The organism is Streptomyces sp. NPDC031479 (assembly GCF_055581065.1).
The window spans coordinates 1-21,285 of the sequence record NZ_JBVIKC010000014.1 but is presented as its reverse complement, the minus strand read 5'-3'; the positions used below and the strand labels follow the sequence as shown (position 1 = coordinate 21,285).

The 21,285-nt window shown below is 74.1% G+C and carries 17 protein-coding genes; 11 read left to right on the top strand and 6 right to left on the bottom strand.

What is annotated here, in order from left to right; translation table 11 throughout:
• The first annotated feature begins 75 nt into the window (after positions 1 to 75).
• Positions 76 to 1,080 carry a DNA-3-methyladenine glycosylase family protein gene (locus ACZ5D2_RS17640; RefSeq protein ID WP_371678267.1) on the top strand — a complete coding sequence of 335 codons (1,005 nt, stop codon included), beginning with the start codon at positions 76 to 78 and terminating at the stop codon, positions 1,078 to 1,080.
• Here the strand turns inward: ACZ5D2_RS17640 and ACZ5D2_RS17635 are convergent.
• The 3 genes from ACZ5D2_RS17635 to ACZ5D2_RS17625 form a co-directional block, all read right to left on the bottom strand.
• Entirely contained in the window at positions 1,077 to 2,378 is a 1,302-nt protein-coding gene (locus tag ACZ5D2_RS17635; protein ID WP_371678268.1) for a coenzyme F420-0:L-glutamate ligase, read from the bottom strand. The genes ACZ5D2_RS17640 and ACZ5D2_RS17635 overlap by 4 nt on opposite strands.
• On the bottom strand, positions 2,375 to 3,334 hold the full coding sequence (cofD, locus tag ACZ5D2_RS17630) for a 2-phospho-L-lactate transferase (RefSeq protein WP_371678270.1): 960 nt from the start codon (positions 3,332 to 3,334) through the stop codon (positions 2,375 to 2,377). Before cofD ends, ACZ5D2_RS17635 begins: the two co-directional genes overlap by 4 nt.
• A 66-nt stretch (positions 3,335 to 3,400) precedes the next feature.
• Positions 3,401 to 3,949, bottom strand: a complete 549-nt coding sequence (locus ACZ5D2_RS17625) for a cupin domain-containing protein (RefSeq protein WP_371678272.1) — start codon at positions 3,947 to 3,949, stop codon at positions 3,401 to 3,403.
• A 642-nt stretch (positions 3,950 to 4,591) separates the two neighbouring features.
• Here ACZ5D2_RS17625 and ACZ5D2_RS17620 point away from each other — a divergent pair.
• From ACZ5D2_RS17620 to ACZ5D2_RS17610, 3 genes are all read left to right on the top strand, one after another.
• Positions 4,592 to 4,855 (top strand): WhiB family transcriptional regulator, encoded by a 264-nt coding sequence (locus ACZ5D2_RS17620; RefSeq protein WP_003983763.1) that lies wholly within the window; start codon positions 4,592 to 4,594, stop codon positions 4,853 to 4,855.
• A 342-nt stretch (positions 4,856 to 5,197) separates the two neighbouring features.
• On the top strand, positions 5,198 to 8,857 hold the full coding sequence (locus tag ACZ5D2_RS17615; RefSeq protein ID WP_468930196.1) for a glycosyltransferase family 2 protein: 3,660 nt from the start codon (positions 5,198 to 5,200) through the stop codon (positions 8,855 to 8,857).
• On the top strand, positions 8,854 to 10,335 hold the full coding sequence (locus tag ACZ5D2_RS17610; protein ID WP_468930193.1) for a DUF5719 family protein: 1,482 nt from the start codon (positions 8,854 to 8,856) through the stop codon (positions 10,333 to 10,335). Before ACZ5D2_RS17615 ends, ACZ5D2_RS17610 begins: the two co-directional genes overlap by 4 nt.
• Positions 10,336 to 10,365: 30 nt before the next feature.
• Here the strand turns inward: ACZ5D2_RS17610 and ACZ5D2_RS17605 are convergent, their stop codons facing one another.
• Positions 10,366 to 10,842, bottom strand: coding sequence for a metallopeptidase family protein (locus ACZ5D2_RS17605; RefSeq protein ID WP_371678276.1), 477 nt, complete (start codon positions 10,840 to 10,842; stop codon positions 10,366 to 10,368).
• Between the two features lie 216 nt (positions 10,843 to 11,058).
• Here ACZ5D2_RS17605 and ACZ5D2_RS17600 point away from each other — a divergent pair, with 216 nt between their 5' ends.
• From ACZ5D2_RS17600 to ACZ5D2_RS17575, 6 genes are all read left to right on the top strand, one after another.
• Positions 11,059 to 11,433: a DUF3499 domain-containing protein gene (locus tag ACZ5D2_RS17600; protein ID WP_371678277.1), complete on the top strand. Its 375-nt coding sequence runs from the start codon at positions 11,059 to 11,061 to the stop codon at positions 11,431 to 11,433.
• A gap of 78 nt (positions 11,434 to 11,511) precedes the next feature.
• A complete protein-coding gene (locus ACZ5D2_RS17595; protein ID WP_371678278.1) occupies positions 11,512 to 12,882 on the top strand; it encodes a phosphomannomutase/phosphoglucomutase in 1,371 nt (456 codons plus the stop codon).
• A gap of 266 nt (positions 12,883 to 13,148) precedes the next feature.
• The gene (locus tag ACZ5D2_RS17590) at positions 13,149 to 13,334 is read left to right on the top strand and encodes a Trm112 family protein (protein ID WP_266839393.1); all 186 of its coding nucleotides are present in this window, start codon (positions 13,149 to 13,151) and stop codon (positions 13,332 to 13,334) included.
• A 71-nt stretch (positions 13,335 to 13,405) separates the two neighbouring features.
• Positions 13,406 to 14,539 (top strand): SIS domain-containing protein, encoded by a 1,134-nt coding sequence (locus tag ACZ5D2_RS17585; RefSeq protein WP_371678279.1) that lies wholly within the window; start codon positions 13,406 to 13,408, stop codon positions 14,537 to 14,539.
• Between the two features lie 61 nt (positions 14,540 to 14,600).
• On the top strand, positions 14,601 to 15,758 hold the full coding sequence (manA, locus tag ACZ5D2_RS17580) for a mannose-6-phosphate isomerase, class I (RefSeq protein ID WP_371678281.1): 1,158 nt from the start codon (positions 14,601 to 14,603) through the stop codon (positions 15,756 to 15,758).
• 74 nt (positions 15,759 to 15,832) lie between these two features.
• A complete protein-coding gene (locus tag ACZ5D2_RS17575; RefSeq protein ID WP_371678282.1) occupies positions 15,833 to 16,768 on the top strand; it encodes a cation diffusion facilitator family transporter in 936 nt (311 codons plus the stop codon).
• A gap of 85 nt (positions 16,769 to 16,853) precedes the next feature.
• Here ACZ5D2_RS17575 and lepB read toward each other — a convergent pair whose 3' ends face one another.
• Positions 16,854 to 17,663 (bottom strand): signal peptidase I, encoded by an 810-nt coding sequence (gene lepB, locus ACZ5D2_RS17570; RefSeq protein WP_371678283.1) that lies wholly within the window; start codon positions 17,661 to 17,663, stop codon positions 16,854 to 16,856.
• 174 nt (positions 17,664 to 17,837) lie between these two features.
• A complete protein-coding gene (locus ACZ5D2_RS17565) occupies positions 17,838 to 19,796 on the bottom strand; it encodes a fructose-specific PTS transporter subunit EIIC (RefSeq protein ID WP_468930430.1) in 1,959 nt (652 codons plus the stop codon).
• A 452-nt stretch (positions 19,797 to 20,248) separates the two neighbouring features.
• Here ACZ5D2_RS17565 and ACZ5D2_RS17560 point away from each other — a divergent pair.
• Positions 20,249 to 21,285, top strand: a 1,037-nt coding sequence (locus ACZ5D2_RS17560) for an adenosylhomocysteinase (protein WP_468930184.1), incomplete at its 3' end; no start/stop codon positions are given.

The window sequence follows — 21,285 nt, the reverse complement described above, 5'->3', positions numbered from 1 at the left end:
TGCGGGGCGGAGCCCCGGGGAGGCGGTCCGCGCAGCGGCGGCGGGGCCGGACCCCCGGCGGGCTACGCTCAAGGCATGGCCGGCCGTTTCGACCCCCTCACCCGCACCGTCGTCCGTGGCGGCCGTACCCACGTACCCCCCGGCTCCGGGGCCGGGCCGAAGCCCTCCGCCGCCGCGCAGCGCCGCCGCTGGAGCCCCGGCGGGCCCGTCGACCTGGGGCTCATCCTCGGCCCGCTGCGCCGAGGCCCCGCCGACCCCACCTTCCGCGTCACCCCCGACGGCTCCGTCTGGCGGGCCACCCGCACCCCGCAGGGCCCGGCCACGCTCCGGGTCGCCCGGGTCGGCGCCGGCGAGGAGGTCGAGGCGGAGGCCTGGGGCCCCGGCGCCGAGTGGGCGCTCGCGGAGCTGCCCCGGCTGCTCGGCGCCGAGGACGATCCCGCCGCCTTCGTCCCCCGGCACCGCCTGGTGCACGCCAGCCACCGCCGCCGCCCCGGGCTGCGCCTGACCCGTACCGGACTGGTGCTGGAGTCGCTGGTCCCGGTGGTGCTGGAGCAGAAGGTGACCAGCGACGAGGCCTACCGGTCCTGGCGCCGCCTGGTCCGCCAGTACGGGGAGCCCGCCCCCGGGCCGCAGGAGCTGTACGTGATGCCCGACGCCCGCACCTGGGCGCTGATCCCGTCCTGGGACTGGCACAGGGCGGGGGTGGACGCGAAGCGTTCGGCGACCATCGTGCGCGCCGCCCGGGTGGCGGACCGGCTGGAGGAGGCCGCCGCGATGGACCTGCCGAGGGCGGCCGCCCGGCTGGAGGCCGTGCCCGGCATCGGCCCGTGGACCTCCGCCGAGACCCTGCAGCGCAGCAACGGCGCCGCCGACGCGCTCACCACGGGCGACCTCCACCTGCCCGGCATCGTCGGCTACGCCCTCACGGGCGACCGGGACGCCGACGACGACCGGATGCTGGAGCTGCTAGCCCCGTACGAGGGCCAGCGCCACCGCGCCGCCCGGCTCATCCTCCTCGCGGGCCGGACCCCGCCCCGCCGCACGCCCCGGATGCCGCGCGGCGACATCGGCCGCCTCTAGCGGACCTCGACGAACGCGTCCGCGGTCCGCTCCCCGCGGGGCGCCGGGGCCGCGGCCGGGTGGCCGACCGCCACCGCGCCCATCGGGTCCCAGTCCTGCGGCAGCGCGAGCACCTTGCGCACCACGTCCCGGCAGAACATCGTCGAGGACACCCACGCCGAGCCCAGCCGCTCACCGGCCAGCGCCACCAGGAAGTTCTGCACGCCGGCGCCCATCGCGACGACGAACATCTCCCGTTCGGCCGCGTCCCGCCGCGCGTGCCCGTAGTCGTGCGCGCCGTCCGTCACGAGGCAGGGCACCACCAGGTACGGGGCCCGGCGCAGCACGTCCCCGCGCCGCACCCGCTTGGCGACGGACTCCTCGGACTTGCCGTCGGCGCGCAGGTCGGCGATCCACGCGTCCCGCATCGCGTCCAGCAGTTCCCCGCGCGCGGCCGCCGATTCCAGCAGGACGAAGCGCCACGGCGTCGTGTGGTGCGGTGCCGGGGCCGTGACGGCCGCGGCGACGGCCCGCCGTACCGCGCCCGGGTCCACCGGTTCGTCGGTGAAGTCCCGTACGGTGCGCCGCTGCGTGACGGCTTCCCGTACGGCCTCCGAGGTGCCCAGCCGGAACATGTCGTCGGCCGGCGGGCGCACCAGGTCCCGTGCCGAGGACCCGTCGCCGAGGACGTGTCCCAGTCCGCGGACGACGGCCACGGGCAGCCCCGCCGCCTTGCCCTTGACCAGGTCGCCGGCGGCGGCCAGTTCGTCCGCGGTGGCCACGACCGTCGCGCTCAGCGGGTTGCCGTGCGCGTCGGTGCCGCCGCGCAGGTCGTCCAGGACCCGTACCCCGGCCGCGCCGATGGCGACGTCCGTCAGCCCGTTGCGCCAGGGCCGCCCGAACGTGTCGGTGACGATCACGCCGACGTCCACGGAGAGCAGCTCGCGCAGCCCGGCCCGGATCCGGGCCGCCGAGGCGTCCGGGTCCTCGGGCAGCAGGAGGACGGTGCCGGGCTCCGTGTTGGAGGCGTCGACGCCGGCGGCGGCCATCACCAGGCCCCGCCGGTCCTCCACGATCCGCAGCGTGCCCCGGCGCGCGACGACCCGTACGGTCTCGGCGTCTATGGCCTCCTCGCGGGAGGCCGCCGTGACGATCCGGCCCTCCGCCTTGGAGACGATCTTCGAGGTGACCAGCAGGACGTCCCCGTCGCGCAGGCCGGGCGAGGTCCCGGCGATCAGGGCCGCCAGGTCGTCGCCGGGCCGGACCTCGGGGATCCCGGCCAGGGCCCGCACCTCGTAGGAGGGGGCGGGCACGGTCACCGGGACGCCTCGGCGAGCTCCAGGGCGGCCCGCGCCATCGCGGCGGTGGCCTGCGTGTCGGTCATCATCAGCGGTACGGCCCGGCAGGAGATGCCGGCGGCCTCCACCTCGGCGACCGCGTCCGCGTCGGCGGTGTCCACGAGCCAGCCGTCGAGCAGCCCGGTCCCGTAGTGCAGGGCGACGGCGGCCGCGGTCGCCTCGACGCCGACGGCGGCCAGCACCTTGTCGGCCATGCCGCGCACGGGGGCGCCGCCGACGATGGGGGAGAGGCCGACGACGGGGGCGTCGGCGGCCGCGACGGCCTCCCGGATGCCGGGCACGGCGAGGATGGTGCCGACCGACACGACGGGGTTCGACGGCGGGAAGATGATCACGTCGGCGGCGGCGATGGCCTCCAGCACGCCCGGTGCGGGCTTGGCCTGCTCGGCGCCGACGGGCACGACGGCCTCGGCGTCCACCGCGGCGCGCATCCGGACCCAGTACTCCTGGAAGTGGACGACCCGCCGCTCGCCGGACTCCGGGTCGGTGATGGCGACGTGGGTCTCGACGCGGTCGTCGGACATGGGCAGCAGCCGGACGCCGGGCTGCCAGCGGTCGCAGAGGGCTTCGGTGACGGCGCTGAGCGGGTAGCCGGCGCCGAGCATCTGCGTTCGGACGATGTGGGTGGCGAAGTCGCGGTCGCCGAGGCCGAACCAGGTGGGTCCGACCCCGTACGCCGCGAGTTCCTCCTTGACGGTGAAGGACTCGTCGGTGCGGCCCCAGCCCTGGTCCTCGTTGATGCCACCGCCGAGGGTGTACATCACGGTGTCCAGGTCGGGGCAGACCTTCAGCCCGAACAGGTGGATGTCGTCACCGGTGTTGCCGATGACCGTGATGTCCGCGTCGGGGACCGCGGACAGGAGTCCGCGCAGGAAACGGGCGCCGCCGATGCCGCCGGCCAGAACAACAATGCGCATGCGGACAGTCTGTCAGCCGCGGGCCGTCCTCCGACGGGGGGTGGCGGCGGGTGACGGGCGGGGGCGTCAGGCCGGTACGTGTTCCCCGCGGGCCGGGGAGCAGCTGTGCATGGGCATCTCGGTCAGGCCGGGGAAGTACACGTGCAGGCTGACGGCTCCGTCGAGGGTGTCGTTGACGACCTCGTGGGAGTAGCCGGGGGCGAAGACGCGCTGGGAGCCGGGGCCGAGGGTGAGCGGGCCGCGGGCGCTGTGCTCGGTGAGCTCGCCGTCCAGGACGGTCAGCACGCCGGAGGAGCCGCCGTGGCCGTGGCGGCCGCTGCCCTGGCCGGGGACCCAGCTGAGCAGCCAGACCTCGTAGCCGGGGCCGGTGCGCAGGCGGTGGTACCAGCGGGTGGTGGCGTCGTAGCGGACCAGGTGCTCCCAGCTCCCGCGGTCCTGCGCGATGGACCGGGCGAGGCCCGCGAACTCGGCGACGGTGGCCGGGTGTTCGCGGGCGGGCTGCAGGAGGTGCTGGACGGAGAGGATGTCGCCGGCGATCTGGAGGTCGCTCTCGATCACGGAGGCCGTGGCGGAGGGGGCGGCGGTGGGAGCGGTGGCGGCGGGGGCGCTGTTCATCGTGGGGGTGTCCTCGACGGATGTCAGTCGTGCGGGGCGGTTGCTGTGGGGGAGTAGCCGGTGCTCGGACGGAGCCGGGGCTCCGGAGGCATCAACAGCTGCAACAGCAACAGCGAACCTGGGCAGCGCACAGGAACCCACGAATGGGGGTCCGGGTGGCGGCTGCGGGCGCTGACATGCGTACAAGGAGAACGGGGAAAGGGGCGGACTGTCAACCCAATGTCCGGTTTGAGAGAAAAGTTTCACCTCATCCGGTTACCGTGCGCGGAGAAAGGTTTGTGCAGTCGGGTCCAGGGGATGTGCCGTTCAGTCCCGCCCGAGCCGTCTTCAAACCCGCAGCCCGCACTCGTAACCGGAATGTGATCCGCGCCGCATCTTCGGCCGAATCGCAACCCCGCTCCGGAGCGAATCGTCGGCAACGAGAGAGGGTGGCGCCCGCGCGACACCTGAGCCATGTGTCACGATTTTTGGCGATATGAACACTTTCTGCATAGGCTTGGTTCCGCAGAGTGAATAAGGCGCCCAATAGCAGATCTCGGCTTGACTGCGCCGGAGCCACGCACTTGTAATTTCACTCGTGTCGTTACCTGGCGATCAGTAACGGCAACACCACGGGGACGCACAGAAGAGCGAGGGGCGCACATGACCGAGCTGTTTCAGGAACTGCTGGTCGAGGAGGCGGACGAGGAGCTCGGATGGCAGGAGCGCGCGCTGTGCGCCCAGACCGACCCCGAGTCCTTCTTTCCCGAGAAGGGCGGCTCCACCCGCGAGGCCAAGAAGGTCTGCCTGGCCTGTGAAGTCCGGTCCGAATGCCTGGAGTACGCCCTCGCCAACGACGAGCGATTCGGCATCTGGGGCGGCCTCTCCGAGCGCGAGCGCCGCAGGCTGAAGAAGGCGGCGGTCTGATCCGGCCGCACCGGCCGCACCGCCCCCGCCGGGACACCCGTCCCGCCGCCCACCCCATACCCGAGGGCCCGGCCCCCACGGCGCCAGGCCCACCGCGCACCACACCGCACCGCACGACGCGCACCACCGGTCCACAGAGCAAACGGTCCGCCTCCCGCACCTTCCCCGCAGGAGGCGGACCGTCGCGTTCCGGGCCCTGCGCGGGCGAGGCGGACCGTCCCCTTCCCGGCCCCGCGCACACGAGGCGGACCGTCCCCTTCCCAGCCGTTAGGGTGGGGCGCTGTCCAGCAGCCTCCGAGGGCACAACACCCCCGGATCCCCGGCCGGAGGGCCCGTACCGCGATGTCCCTGCACAGCAACTCGACGGCCTCCCACCAGGCAGCCGCCACTCCCGAGTTCCCCCGGCACGTCGTCACCGCGGTCCTCGTCGCCCACGACGGAGCCCGCTGGCTGCCCCAGACCCTCGCCGGCCTCCTCGCCCAGGAACGCCCCGCGCAGAGCCACGTCGCCGCCGACACCGGCAGTGCCGACGACTCCGCGCGCCTGCTCGACCAGGCCTTCGGCGACGACCGCGTCCTGCACCTCGCCCGGCGCACCGGCTTCGGCGCCGCCGTCGACGAGGCCGTCCGCAGCGCGCCGGTCCTGACCGCCGAGGAGCTCCCGTACCTCAAGCGTCCCAGCGGCTGGGACCCCGTCAGCCGCACCTGGCGCGACGACGCCTACGACCTCCCCGACCTCCCCCACGGCGAACCCGTCCAGTGGCTCTGGCTGCTCCACGACGACAGCGCCCCCGAACCCGACGCCCTCGCCGAACTCCTGCGCGTCGCCGACGAGAACCCCGACGCCGCCGTCATCGGCCCCAAACTGCGCGGCTGGTACGACAAGAAGCAGCTCCTCGAAGCCGGCGTCACCATCGCCCGCAGCGGCCGCCGCTGGACCGGCCTCGACCGCCGCGAACAGGACCAGGGCCAGCACGACCAGGTCCGCCCCGTCCTGTCCGTCTCCACCGCCGGCATGCTCGTGCGCCGCGACGTCTACGACGCCCTCGGCGGCTTCGACCGCCGTCTGCCCCTCATGCGCGACGACGTCGACCTGTGCTGGCGCGCCCACAGCGCCGGCCACACCGTCCTCGTCGCCCCCGACGCCGTCCTGCGCCACGCCGAGGCCGCCGCCCGCGAACGCCGCACCGTCGACTGCGCCGGCCGCTCCGCCGTCGACCCCCACCGCGTCGACAAGGCCGGCGCCGTCTACACCCTGCTGGCCAACTCCTCCGGCCGTGCCCTGCCCTACGTCCTGCTGCGCCTGGTCGTCGCCACCCTCCTGCGCACCCTCGGCTACCTCGTCGGCAAGGCCCCCGGCCAGGCCGTCGACGAGTTCACCGGCCTCCTCGCCACCCTGCTGCGCCCCGGCCGGATCCTCGCCGCCCGCAAGGCCCGCCGCCGGCCCGCCGTCCCCGCCGCCGACCTGCGTCCCCTCTTCCCCCCGCCCGGAGCCACCCTGCGGGCGGGCGCCGAACAGCTCGCCGGCCACTTCGGCTCCGGCCAGGGCGCCGACACCGCCCCCGCCGGACGGCACGGCGGAGCCGTCGAATCCGGACCCGGCGGCGACGACGCCGACTACCTGGAGATCGAACAGTTCGGCCGGCTCAAGCGGATCGCCCGCAGGCCCGCCCCCGTCCTCTTCGCACTCCTGCTGCTGGTCTCCCTCGCCGCCTGCCGCGCCCTGATCGGCGGCGGCAGCCTGATGGGCGGCGCCCTGCTGCCCGCCCCGCCCGGCGCCCTCGAACTGTGGCACGCCTACACCGGCGACTGGCAGCCCGTCGGCATCGGAACCACCGCCGGGGCACCCCCCTACCTCGCGGTCCTCGCCGCCTTCGCCGCGCCCCTGCTCGGCTCCACCAAGGCCGCCCTGACCCTGCTGCTCGTCTGCTCCGTCCCCCTCTGCGGGCTCACCGCCTACTTCGCCTCCCGCCCCCTCGTCACCTCCCGCCTGCTGCGCGCCTGGGCCGCCGTCGCCTACGCCTTCCTGCCCGCCGTCACCGGAGCCCTCGCCGGGGGCCGCCTGGGCACCGCCGTGCTGGCCGTCCTGCTGCCGCTCCTCGCCCGCTCCGCCGTCGCCGCCTTCGGCCTCGCCGACCGCGAGACCACCGGATCCTGGCGGGCCGTGTGGACGTACACCCTGCTGCTGACCCTGACCACCGCCTTCACCCCCGTCGTGTGGCCGCTCGCCGCCGTCCTGGGCACCGGCGCGCTCCTCGTGCGTCGCGCGCGCTGGAAGGCGTACGCCCCCCGGCTGCTCGCCACCCTCGCCGTCCCCCTGGCCGTCCTCGCGCCCTGGTCCCTGGGCCTGCTCACCCACCCCGGCCGCTTCCTGCGCGAGGCCGGACTGCCCTACGGCAGCGGCTCCGCCACCGCCCTCGGCCTGCTCGGCGCCAGCCCCGGCGGCCCCGGCACCACCGGCGGACTGCTCTTCGCCGGAACCGTCCTGGCCGCCCTGGCCGCACTGCTGCGCGCCGACCGGCGCTTCGCCGTGGCCGTCGCCTGGACCACCGCCCTGGCCGCCCTGTTCCTCGCCGTCCTCCTCAACCGCGACGGCTGGGCGGGCCCCGCGACCCTCGTCCAGGGACTCGCGCTGATCGCGGCCGCCGTGCTCGGCGCCGACGGCGCCAGGGAGCGGGTCGCCGCCCGCAGCTTCGGCTGGCGCCAGCCGCTCGCCGCCCTCGTCGCCCTCGGCGCGGCCCTCGGCCCGCTGCTCCTCGCCGCCGTCTGGACCGTCGCCGGAGCCGACGGACCGCTGGGACGGCGCGACCCCGTCCAGGTCCCGGCCTTCGTCGCCGCCCAGTCCGACGACAGCAACCGCACCCGCACCCTCGTCCTCGGCGGCGACTCGCCCGCCACCGTCTCCTACACCCTGGTCCGCGGCTCCGGCGTCCGCCTCGGCGACGCCGAACTCCTCGCCGAGGCAGGCTCCGGACCCCGCCTCGCCCAGGCCGTCTCCAGCCTGGTCTCCGGCTCCGGAGCAGACCAGTCCGAGCAGCTCGGCGCGTTCGCCGTCCGCTACGTGATGATCCCGCCCGGCGGCTCCCCCGCGATGCGCCGGACCCTCGACGGGACCCCCGGCCTGCGCCAGCGCCATCAGGACGACGGCACCGCCATCTGGGAGGTCCAGCGGCTGCCCGCCCGCGTCGCGATCCTCCCCGGCAGGCAGGGCCAGGCCACCGTCGCCGTCGACGCCGGACCCGTCGAGGCCCACGCCAAGATCCCGGCCGGCGAGGAGGGCCGCACCCTGCGCGTCGCCGACCGCGCCGACCCGGGCTGGCACGCCACCCTCGACGGCAAGCCCCTCAAGCCCAAGGCCCTCGAAGGCCGCGACGGCTGGGCACAGGGCTTCGCCCTCCCCAAGGAAGGCGGCCGCCTCGCCCTCGTCCACACCGACTCCCTGGCCCGCGACGCCTGGCACTGGACGCAGGGGATCCTCGCGCTGGTGCTGCTGGTGATGGCCCTGCCCGGCCGCCGCGCCCGCCTCGACGACGACCTGCCCGAGGAGGACGCCGCCGCCCCCGCCTCAGACCGCACCGGGGCGAGCGTGCCCGGACAGGGCCGCCGCGCCCGCCGGGCCGCCCCCGCGGAGCCCGCGCCCGAGCCGGCCCCCGCCGAGGCCGTCGCCGACCCGTACGCGCAGATCCCGGCGCAGCAGGTGTACGGGGAGGAGTCGTACGCCTACCAGGAGCCCTGGTCCCCGTCCCCGTACGCGGACGGGCAGCAACAGCAGCAGCCGCAGCAGCCGGCGGAGCACGGCGACCCGTACGCCCAGCAGTACGCCCAGCCGTACCCCCAGCCCTACGCCGCCCCGCCGCACCCGGACGCGCAGCAGGCGTACGGCCAGGGGCAGCAGTTCGGCTACACGCAGCAGCAGCCGCCCCACCCGTACGAGTACGACCAGCAGCCGTACGACACCTACGGACAGCACGACCCGCGTCCGGACGGGAGCCCCCAGCAGTGAAGCAGCGCGCCCCCCTCACGTTCGCGGCCGTGACCGCGGCCCTGGCCGCCGCCTGCGGCCTGGCCGTCCTCACCGCCCCCGCCGCCACCCCGGCCGGGGGCACCGGCGGCCCGCCCGTCGCCCGCATGCCCGTGGAGCGGTCCGTGCTGGTGTGCCCGGCGCCCAGCTCCTCCGACATCGCCGAGACCACGTACACCTCCCTCACCCCCGGCAAGGGCGCGGGCAAGGGCACGGCCCGGCTGCAGACCAAGGACGGCAAGACGGTCCTGCAGCCCAAGGAACCCGGCAGGCCCGTCGGCGCCACCGCCTCCGGAGCCGAGGCGCCCGCTCTGACCGGCACCGCCGACGGGGTCCTCGCCCCCGGGTGGACCGCCCAGCAGACCACCAAGGTCGCGGTCGGCCAGTCCCGCGGCCTGCTCGGCGTGGCCTGCACCGCACCCGGCACCGACTTCTGGTTCCCCGGCGTCAGCACCGCCAAGGGCCGCCAGGACTACATCCACCTCACCAACCCGGACGACACCGTCGCCGAGGTGGACGTCAAGCTGTACGGCCCCGACGGCCTCGTCAAGGGCAAGCCCGGCACCGCCGACACCGTCATCGCGGTCGACCCCCGCTCCACCACCAAGGTGCTGCTGTCCTCCCTCGCCCCCGACGCCCAGCTCACCGACGTCACCGCGCACGTGACGACCGGCTCGGGCCGGGTCGGCGCCTCCGCGCAGATCGGCGAGGACGGGGTGGGCGCCGACTGGCTGCCCGCCTCGGCCGGACCGGCGGGCTCCGCCGTCCTGCCCGGCATCCCCGCCGACGCCACCTCCGTACGCCTGATCGCCTTCGCCCCCGGCGAGGACGACGCCGACCTCCGCCTGAAGCTGGCCGGCCCCACCGGCTCGATCAGCCCGGCCGGCGCCGAGCAGCTGCACCTCAAGGCGGGCATGACCGCGAGCGTGGACCTGAAGGACGTGACCCGCGGCGAGGCGGGCTCCCTGCTGCTGGCCCCCGCGGACCCGAAGAAGGCCGTACCCGTCGTCGCCGCCCTGCGCGTGGTCCGCGGCACCGGCACCAAGCAGGAGCTGGGCTTCATCCCGGCCGCCGCCCCCGTGGGCGCCCGGGCCACCGTCGCCGACAACCGCCTCGACGACAAGGCCACCGCCCTGGCCCTCACCGCCTCGGGCGGCGCCGACGCGAAGGTCCGCGTCACCGCCTCGGCCGGGACCGAAGGCGGCGAGAGCGCCGTCAAGGAGGTCACGGTCAAGGCGGGCACCACCCTCGCCGTGTCACCGCCGCCGGCCCCCGCGGGCGGCAAGGGCGCCTACGCCCTGACCCTGGAGACCCTCTCCGGCGGCCCCGTCCACGCGGCCCGCACCCTGACCCTCCCGCACGAGGGCATCCCGATGTTCACCGTCCAGACCTTCGGCGACGACCGCTCCACCGTCTCGGTGCCCCGCGCCGTCGAGGACCCCTCGATCCTCGTCCGCTGACCACCGCTGACCACCGTCCCGGTACGGGCCTCAGTCCTGCCCGTACCGGGGGTCCACGGTCTCCGGGGACAGCCCCAGCAGCTCCGCCACCTGCTCGACCACGATCTCGTGCACCAGCAGCGCCCGCTCGTCGCGCGTCTTCGCCCGGATCTCCACCGGCCGCCGGAACACCACGATCCGGGCCGGCCGCCCGTCCCGGGCCTCCACCAGCCCGCCCAGCGGCACCGCCTCGTCGTTCCACCCGGCGTCGGGCCCGCCCGGCGGCCCCGGCACGTCCGCGATCACGAACTCCACCTCGGCGAGCTGCGCCCAGCGCCGCTCCAGCCGCTCCACGGAATCCCGTACGAGGTCGCCGAACAGCTCCGCCCGGCTCGCCGACAGCGGCACCTGCGGTGGCGCGAGCGGCCCCCGCATCCCCCGGCCGTGCCGGTCGCGCCGCCGCGGCCGCGGCTCGTGGGGGGTCTCGGCGGAGGGAGCGGGGCGGGGAGGAAGGGAGCTGTCCGTCACCCCCGCAGGGTAGCCCTCACCCCACCTCCCGGAAGGGCCCCGATCCGGTCACGGCCCGGTGTCGCGGCGGTGTCACACCCCGAACGATCCGGTCAAGATCGGGTACCGGCGCGGCCGCGACGGCCCCCGCCGGACCCGTCGCGGGAGGCGACACGGGGGACCGGCCGGGGGGCGAGTCGTCGCGGCCCGGTCAAGAGTGCGGTACCGTCCAACGTCGTGAGCCTTGTACGTCGCTGTTCGCGCACCGCGTGCGGCCGCCCTGCCGTCGCCACACTGACGTACGTCTACGCCGACTCGACCGCAGTTCTCGGCCCGCTCGCCACCTACGCCGAACCCCACTGCTACGACCTGTGCGCCGAGCACTCCGAGCGCCTGACCGCCCCGCGCGGCTGGGACGTCGTCCGCCTGTCGGACGGCTCCGGCCCGTCCCGCCCCAGCGGTGACGACCTGGAAGCCCTCGCGAACGCCGTGCGCGAGGCGGCCCGTCCGCCGGAGCGCGCGGCCGAAGCGAGCGGTTCCGGTCAAGGTCCCCGGGTGACCGGCGAGACGCGCCGCGGACACCTGCGCGTCCTGCGCTCGCCCGACTCCTGACACCGGGATCGTCTGAAAAGCCGCTCTGCGCACAGGGTAGGTTTGCTCCACCGCACAGAACCTTCAGGAGGGCAGGCAGTGGCCGCAGATCTTTCGAACATCGTCAAGGCATACGACGTACGCGGCGTCGTACCGGACGAGTGGGACGAGCCCCTGGCCGAGCTGTTCGGTGCTGCGTTCGTCGAGGTCACCGGCGCCACCGCGATCGTCGTCGGTCACGACATGCGGCCCTCCTCCCCCGGCCTGTCGGCCGCCTTCGCCCGGGGTGCCAGCGCCCGCGGCGTGGACGTCACCCTGATCGGGCTGTGCTCCACCGACCAGCTGTACTACGCCTCCGGCAAGCTGGACCTGCCCGGCGCCATGTTCACGGCCTCCCACAACCCGGCCCAGTACAACGGCATCAAGCTCTGCCGGGCCGGCGCCGCTCCCGTGGGCCAGGACACCGGCCTCGCCACCATCCGCGAGCTCGCCGAGAAGTGGACCGACGAGGGCGCCCCCGCGATCCCCGCCGGCACCGTCCCGGGCACCGTCACCGAGCTGGACAGCCGCCCCGGCTACGCCGAGCACCTCAAGGGCCTGGTCGACCTCACCTCGATCCGCCCCCTCAAGGTCGTCGTCGACGCGGGCAACGGCATGGGCGGCCACACCGTCCCCACCGTCTTCGAGGGCCTCCCGCTGGACCTCGTCCCCATGTACTTCGAGCTGGACGGGACCTTCCCGAACCACGAGGCCAACCCCCTCGACCCGAAGAACATCGTCGACCTCCAGGCCCGCGTGATCGCCGAGGGCGCCGACCTCGGCCTCGCCTTCGACGGCGACGCCGACCGCTGCTTCGTCGTCGACGAGCGCGGCGAGGGCGTCTCCCCGTCCGCCATCACCGCCCTGGTCGCGGCCCGCGAGCTGGCCCGCAACGGCGGCACCGGCACCGTCATCCACAACCTGATCACCTCGTGGTCCGTCCCGGAGGTCGTCCGCGAGAACGGCGGCACCCCGGTCCGCACCCGCGTCGGCCACTCCTTCATCAAGGCGGAGATGGCCTCCTCGGGCGCCATCTTCGGCGGCGAGCACTCGGCGCACTACTACTTCAAGGACTTCTGGAACGCGGACACCGGCATGCTCGCCGCGCTCCACGTCCTCGCGGCCCTGGGCGGCCAGGAGGGCACCCTGTCCGCGCTGGTCGCCGAGTACGACCGCTACGTCGGCTCCGGCGAGATCAACTCCACCGTCGCCGACCAGGCGGGCCGCACGGCCGCCGTCAAGGCCGCGTACGCCTCCCAGGAGGGCGTGACCTTCGACGAGCTCGACGGCCTGACCGTCTCCGCCGCCGACTGGTGGTTCAACCTCCGCCCCTCGAACACCGAGCCGCTCCTGCGCCTCAACGTCGAGGCCCGCGACGAGGCCACCCTGGACAGGATCCGCGACGAGGTCCTCGCCCTCGTCCGCGCCTGAGGCTCCCCGCCCCGGCGCCGGGCCGCCGACATCCGGCCCCGCCCGCGTTTGAGGAGCGGGTTTCCGGGGGCAGAGCCCCCGGAAACGGACCCGCACCCGCCGCGGTCCCCGCGCCGCCCTCCCGGGGGCGGCCCGGGGCCCGGGGTGGGCCCCCCGGGCCCGGCGGCCCCACCCCCACCTCCGAGCCGCACCGCAGGTGACTCGGCGGTACGCTGACCACGCCCGATCCGCGATCCGCGGCCCGTATCCCCGAAGGGAACCGCCCCATGCCGCTCGAAGCCGGCCTGCTGGAGATCCTCGCCTGCCCCGCCTGCCACGCCCCCCTCCGGGACAACTCGGCAGACGAGACCGCACCCGAGCTGATCTGCACCGGCCAGGACTGCGGCCTCGCGTACCCGGTCCGCGACGGCATCCCGGTCCTGCTCGTGGACGAGGCCCGCCGCCCCGCGTAACCCCTCCCCGCCGCACCGTCCGACCCGCGCAGCGCAGACCGCACACGCCGTCAACACCGCCGGAGGCCGCCATGCTCGACGAGCCACTCCTCGACGCACCGGACGATCTCGCCCGTGCCGACCGCCGCGGCCTCCTCCGCGGCGCCGCCGACGCCGGGGCGAGGGTCCGTACCGCCGCCCGGCACGCGACCGAGGCGGGCCTGGCGGACCTGCGCCCCGACGGGCGCCCCCGGTCCGTCCTCATCGCCGGCCCCGGCACCGCGGCCACCGGCGTCGCCGACCTCCTCGGCGCCCTCGCAGGAGCCTCCGCCCCGGTGATCCGGCTGCACCCCACCGGCGTCGCGTACGCCGCCGGGGCCCTGCGCTGGGCGCTGCCCGGCTGGGCGGGACCGGTGGACCTGCTCCTCATCGTCACCACCGACGGCACCGAACCCGGCCTCGCGGTCCTCGCCGAGCAGGCCTACCGGCGCGGCAGCTCCGTGGTCGCCGTCGCCCCCGAGCGCTCCCCGCTGAGCGAGGCGGTGGACGGGGCGCACGGGGTCCTCGTACCGATGGCCCAGGCCCCGTACCAGGAGTACGACGAGTCCGCCGCGGCCGGCCCCGGCGCCCTGTGGGCCCTGCTGACCCCGCTGCTGGTCCTCCTGGACAAGGTCGGGCTGGTCTCCGCCGCGCCGGACACCCTCCAGCTCGTCGCCGACCGGCTCGACCGCACCGCCGAGCGCTGCGGCCCCGCCATCGCCACCTACTCCAACCCGGCCAAGACCCTCGCCGCGGAGCTCGCCGACTCCCTGCCGCTCATCTGGAGCGAGGGCGCCGGAGCCGGCCCCGCCGGCCGCCGCTTCGCCGCCACCCTCGCCGAACTGGCCGGGCGCCCCGCCCTCGCGGCCGACCTCCCCGAGGCCCTGCCCGCGCACGGCGTCCTGCTCGCCGGGGCCTTCGCCGCCGGAGCCGACCCCGAGGACTTCTTCCGCGACCGCGTCGAGGAGCCCCAGACCCTGCGCGCCCGCGTCGTCCTGCTGCGCGACCGGCCCACCGGAGGCCTCTCCGCCGCTCCCGCCGCCCGCGAGCTCGCCCTCAGCCACGACACGGCCATCAGCGAGCTCGAACCCGAGGAGGGCACCGAGCTGGAACAGCTCGCCGAGCTCCTCGCCGTCACCGACTTCGCCACCGCCTACCTGGCGCTGGCGTCCCGGGGACACGGCTGAGGCGCGCACCCGCGCCCGCCCCCACGCTCCACCGATCCAGGAAGAACGACGGAAGACCACGATGGACCGCCTGAAGAACACGATCCGCCCCTACGCCTGGGGATCCACCACCCTGATCCCGGCCCTCCTCGGGGTCGAGCCCACGGGTGAGCCCCAGGCCGAGATGTGGATGGGCGCCCACCCCGGCGCCCCGTCCCGTCTGGACCGCGGAGCGGGCGAGACCACCCTGTCCGCCGTCATCGAGGCCGACCCCGAGGGCCAGCTCGGCTCCGCCGCCGTCGCCAAGTTCGGCCCCCGTCTGCCCTTCCTGCTCAAGCTCCTGGCCGCCGGCGCCCCGCTCTCCCTCCAGGTCCACCCCGACCTGGCCCAGGCCAAGGAGGGCTTCGAGGACGAGGAGCGCCGAGGCGTCCCGATCGACGCGGGCCACCGCAACTACAAGGACGCCAACCACAAGCCCGAGATGATCTGCGCGCTCACCCCCTTCGACGGACTGTGCGGCTTCCGCCCGCCGCTGGAGGCCGCCGCGCTGCTCGAAGGCCTCGGCGTCGACTCCCTCAAGCCCTACGCCGACCTGCTGCGCGCCCACCCGGAGGAGGCGGCCCTGCGCGAGGTCCTGACCGCCGTCCTCACCGCGGACCGCGCGGAGATGTCCCGTACCGTCAGCGAGGCCGCGTCCGCCGCCGAGCGCCTGGGCGGCCCGTACGCGCCGTACGCTTCCCTCGTCCACGAGTTCCCCGGCGACCCGGGCGTGATCGCGGCCATGCTGCTCAACCACGTACGGCTCCAGCCCGGCGAGGCCATGTTCCTCGGCGCCGGCGTTCCGCACGCCTACATCGACGGCCTCGGCGTGGAGCTGCTGGCCAACTCCGACAACGTGCTGCGCGCGGGCCTGACCCCCAAGCACGTGGACGTCCCCGAACTGCTCAAGGTCGTCCTCTTCGAGCCGAGCGCCCCCGCCCTGCTGCGCCCCGAGGGCGGCGCCGAAGAGGTCTACGAGACCCCCATAGACGAGTTCCGCCTCTCCCGTTTCGTCCTGGCACCCGGCGGCGCCCCCCACACCCTCCCGGACGCCGCCCCGCAGATCCTGCTGTGCACCGCGGGCGCGCCCGCCGCCGGCGAACTGACCCTCGCGCCGGGGGAGTCGGTCTTCGTCCCCGCGGGCGAAAAGGTCGAACTGTCCGGTTCTGGTACGGTCTTCCGCGCCACCCTGGTCCTCTGACGTACCGTCGGCCGCACAGGCAGCTGCAACAATGTGCGGCCGTAGTCAGTGGCTAGGAAGGGACATCGGCACCCATGAGCGCGTCGGGCGGTACCAGGGCGATCGTGGCGGCACTCGCCGCCAACCTCGCCATCGCTGTAGCCAAGTTCGTGGCATTCCTCATCAGCACGTCCTCGTCGATGCTCGCCGAAAGCGTCCACTCGCTGGCCGACTCCGGGAACCAGGGCCTGCTGCTCCTCGGCGGGAAGAAGGCCAAGCGCGAGGCGACCCCCCAACACCCCTTCGGGTACGGGCGGGAACGCTACATCTACGCCTTCCTCGTCTCCATCGTCCTCTTCACCGTCGGTGGCCTGTTCGCCGTCTACGAGGGCTACGAGAAGATCCACGACCCGCACCCGATCAAGGCCTGGTACTGGCCCGTCGGCGTCCTCGTCTTCGCGATCGTCGCGGAGAGCCTCTCCTTCCGCACCGCGATCAAGGAGTCCAACGAGATCCGCGGCAACCAGACCTGGAGCCAGTTCATCAGGCGAGCCAAGGCCCCGGAGCTGCCGGTGGTGCTCCTGGAGGACTTCGGCGCGCTCATCGGCCTCGTCCTCGCCCTCGCCGGCGTGGGCCTCGCCCTGCTCACCGGCAACGGCGTCTGGGACGGCATCGGCACCGTGTGCATCGGCGTACTGCTGATCGCCATCGCCATCGTGCTCGCCCTGGAGACCAAGTCCCTGCTCCTCGGCGAGGCCGCGGGCACCGAAGAGGTCGAGAAGATCAAGGCCGCCCTCGTCGACGGCGACACCGTCACCCGCGTGATCCACATGCGGACCCTGCACCTCGGCCCCGAGGAACTCCTCGTCGCCGCCAAGATCGCCGTCCAGCACGACGACACCGCGACCGAGGTGGCCAACGCCATCAACGCCGCCGAGGCCCGCATCCGCGCGGCCGTCCCGATCGCCCGCGTCATCTACCTGGAGCCGGACATCTACCACCCCGAGGCCGCCAAGGCCGAAGGGAACTGACCCCGGTCCGGACACACGAAGGCCCCCACGGCTCACCGAGCCGCGGGGGCCTCCGCATGTCCGTACGGGGCGTCGTCGTCCGCTCCTACGAGGGCACGTCCGCGCGCCCACCGGGCCCGACCGGCGCCTGCGCGTCCCCCGGACCCGGCTGCGCGACGACGGGAGCCTGCTCGCCGGCCCCCTCACCGCCGCCCTCGCCCGGCTCCGGCTGCGCCGCCGGAGCCGGGATCGCGGCGACCGGGGCCGCGGCGGCCCGCCCGGCCCGGCCGCGCGCCCGCCGGGCCACGCCCGCCAGCACACCGCCGAGCAGGAGCACCAGAGCGCCGGCCAGCTGCCCCCACACGGCCAGCTTCGCCATCGGGTACGGCACGACCCGGGCGGTGACCTTGGCCTCCGGGACCGGACCGTTGTTCGCGTACTGCGAGCCGTCCGAGTTCATCCGGTTGTCCGCCATCAGGAAGACGTACCCCTTGGGCACCTTCACGTTGAAGGCCACCGCCGACGGGTTCTTCCACTGCTCCAGGTACGGCTCGTCCAGCGGCGTCCCGTTCAGCACCAGCCGGTACTGGCCCGCCACCTTGCTGCTCGGCTTGTACTGGATGCGGTCCCCGCCCACGGCGACGACCCGGTTCATCTGGGTCTTCTGCAGGGACCACGGCACGGAGGCGAGCACGACGTCACCGCGCCGCAGCTTCCCCTTGGCGACCGGTTCCAGGTAGATGCTCTCCCCGTTGGTGTAGGTCGGCGTCATGGTCCAGCCGACCTGCTTGCCCTCCGTGTACCGCGAGGGCGGGTTCACGGCCTTCGCCACCGTCACCCCGCCGAGGATGACCGCTCCGAGCACCAGCAGGACGATCGCCGCGATCCCGCGTCTGCGTCCTGGCCTGTGTTCCATTTCGTCCCTTCCGATGTACCTGCCTTGCATCGTAGGTCGACCGGGACGCCGTCGATGCCGCCGGGGGGCCGGTGTGCCGAGTACGTACATACCGATTCGGACACTGCGCGCACGCCGTCGGGTCCCGCACCGCGGCGGTGCGGGACCCGACGGGACGGAGCGGAAGGACCGCCGTTAGCGGATCTCGCGCAGCACCTCCAGGACGGCCGCCCGGTCCGGCGCGCCCCGCAGCCGGTCGCGGAAACCGGTGTCCATCAGCTTGCGCGACAACAGCGCCAGGATCCGCAGGTGTTCGTCCCCGGCCGCCGCCTCCGGCACCGAGATCATGAAGACCAGCCGGGCCTTCGTACCGTCGAGCGCACCCCACTCGATGCCCTCGGCGGACCGGGCGAAGCCCACCGTGGGACGCGTCACCGCGTCCGTCTTGGCGTGCGGGATCGCGATCGACTCGCCGAGCCCGGTCGTGCCCTGCGCCTCGCGGGCGAGGGCGACCCGGACCAGTTCGTCCACGTCCCGCACGTTGCCGGTGGTGGCCAGCATCTCGGCCATTTCCCGGATCGCCGCCTCCTTCGAGTCCGAGACCAGCTCCGGCTTGACCGTCCGCGCGGTCAGGTAACCGGACAGCACCTCCGCCTCCTCCGCCTCCTCCGGCGCGACGGCGGCCGCGGGGACGGGCGCCGCGGGGACGGCGGGGGTGACGGCCGCGGCGCGCGTGAGGGCGGCCGTCCCCTCCGCACCGGCCCCCACGCCCACCAGTACGGGCTCGGGCGTCGGCGCCGTGGCCTGCGCCGGGCCGCCGCGGCCCTCCTTGACCTCGATCAGCAGGTTGGTGGTGAGCGCCGTGACGACGGCACCGACGGTGATGGCGACGAAGAACATCGCGACCCCGCTGACGGCGCCGAACAGCGCCACGACCGGACCGCCGTGCGGCACCGAGTCCTCGACCCCGGTCAGGCCCGCGAGCGCGCCCGCCACCGCGCCGCCGAGCATGTTCGCCGGGATGACGATCGCCGGCCGGGCGGCGGCGAACGGGATCGCGCCCTCGGAGATGCCGAAGAACCCCATGAACAGGGCGGCGACGCCCGTCTCCCGCTCCTGGTCGCTGTAGAGCCTGCGGCGCAGCAGCGTGGCCAGGCCCTGGCCCAGCGGCATGACCGGGATCGCGGCGGCGGCCATGCCCATGACGGCGTTGTTGGTGCCGATGAGGCCCACCGCGACCAGGAAGGCGGTCTTGTTGACCGGGCCGCCCATGTCGAAGGCGATCATCAGGCCGATGATCGCGCCGAGCACGACTGCGCTGGAGCCGGTCATTCCGTTCAGCCAGGCGGTCAGGGTCGTGAAGAGCCAGGAGATGGGCCGGCCGATCACGTAGATGTAGAGCAGCCCGACCGTCAGCGTCGACACGATCGGGATCACGATGATCGGCATGATCGGCTGGACGAACCGGGGGACCTTGACCTTCTTGATCCACACGACGACATAGCCGGCGAGGAATCCGGTCGCGATCGCGCCCAGGAAGCCCGCGTTCGCCTCGGCGCCGTAGATGTTCACGGCGTCGGCGGCCAGGAAGCCGCCGAGCATGCCCGGAACCAGTGCGGGCCGGTCGCCGAGCGCGTAGGCGATGTAGCCGGAGAAGACCGGCAGCATCAGCTTGAAGCCGAGGCCGCCCAGCGCGTTGACGTAGGACCAGAACGAGCCCTCGTCGAACCCGATGCCCTCGGACGTGGTGTGCCCGCCGAGCGCGATCGACACCGCGAGCAGCAGACCGCCCACGACCACGAACGGGATCATGTGGGAGACACCGTTCATCAGTGCCTTGTACGCCGCGCCGCGCTCCCGGCCCCCGTCACCCCCGCCGCCGGAGGCCGCCGCGCCGGTCTGCACCGGCGCGCTGCGTACCCGCTCGATCAGCTCCTCCGGCTTGTGGATGCCGTCCGCGACGCCCGTGGACAGGACCCGCTTGCCCGCGAAGCGGTCGCGGTCGACCTCCTTGTCGGCGGCGATGATCACGCCGTCCGCCTCCCTGACATCGTTGTCAGAGAGCACGTTCTCGGCCCCGATGGATCCCTGCGTCTCCACCTTGATGTCCACGCCGAGTTCGTCGGCGGCCTGCTGCAGCTTCTCCGCGGCCATGTACGTGTGGGCGATCCCCGTGGGGCAGGCCGTGACGGCCACGAACTTCAGGCGCTCGGGCCCGCTTGCGCCTCCGCCACCGGGAGGGCCGGCCGGACTGGTGGTCACTGGAATCTCCTTCAGCCATGGGTCCTGCGGGGCCGTGCGCACGACCCGGTCCACCAGGCATCCTGCCCCACCTGAGAGGTGCATCAAAAGTCCGAAAGGCCCCGAACCGTTCCGCCTTAGGGCCCGAAACCGGCACCCGACACATCCCCCTCACGACTGGGGCCGCTAGGCCGATCGGTGTAGATTCGTCGTCAGTGTCAGGCGTCGCTGCTGATGGCGGTCGGGCGGTCCCCGTGGCCGGCCGAGGGGAGAGAGGGCCCCCGACGGACTGTGCTCGGCGTACCGTCCCCGACGGCACGCGGCCCAGCCGTACCCACCCTCTCGAACCATGAGGAGCAGCACCCATGGACTTCAAGGTCGCCGACCTTTCCCTTGCCGCCTTCGGCCGCAAGGAGATCACCCTGGCCGAGCACGAGATGCCGGGTCTGATGTCGATCCGCCGGGAGTACGCCGAGGCGCAGCCGCTGGCAGGCGCCCGGATCACCGGCTCGCTGCACATGACCGTGCAGACCGCGGTCCTGATCGAGACCCTCGTCGCCCTGGGCGCCGACGTCCGCTGGGCCTCCTGCAACATCTTCTCCACCCAGGACCACGCGGCCGCGGCCATCGCCGTGGGCCCGAACGGCACCCCGGAGAACCCGCAGGGCGTCCCCGTCTTCGCCTGGAAGGGCGAGACGCTGGAGGAGTACTGGTGGTGCACGGAGCAGGCGCTGACCTGGCCGAACACCCCCACCGGCGGCCCGAACATGATCCTCGACGACGGTGGCGACGCCACCCTCCTCGTCCACAAGGGCGTCGAGTTCGAGAAGGCCGGCGCGGCCCCGGACCCGTCCACCGCGGACTCCGAGGAGTACGCGCACATCCTCACGCTCCTCAACCGCACCCTCGGTGAGGCCCCGCAGAAGTGGACGCAGCTCGCGTCCGAGATCCGCGGCGTGACGGAGGAGACCACCACCGGTGTCCACCGCCTCTACGAGATGATGGCCGAGGGCACCCTGCTGTTCCCGGCGATCAACGTGAACGACGCCGTGACGAAGTCGAAGTTCGACAACAAGTACGGCTGCCGCCACTCCCTGATCGACGGCATCAACCGTGCCACCGACGTCCTGATCGGCGGCAAGGTCGCCGTCGTCTGCGGTTACGGCGACGTCGGCAAGGGCTGCGCCGAGTCCCTGCGCGGCCAGGGCGCCCGTGTGATCGTCACCGAGATCGACCCGATCTGCGCCCTGCAGGCCGCGATGGACGGCTACCAGGTCGCGACGCTGGACGACGTGGTGGAGAGCGCCGACATCTTCATCACGACCACGGGCAACAAGGACATCATCATGGCCGCCGACATGGCCAGGATGAAGCACCAGGCGATCGTGGGCAACATCGGCCA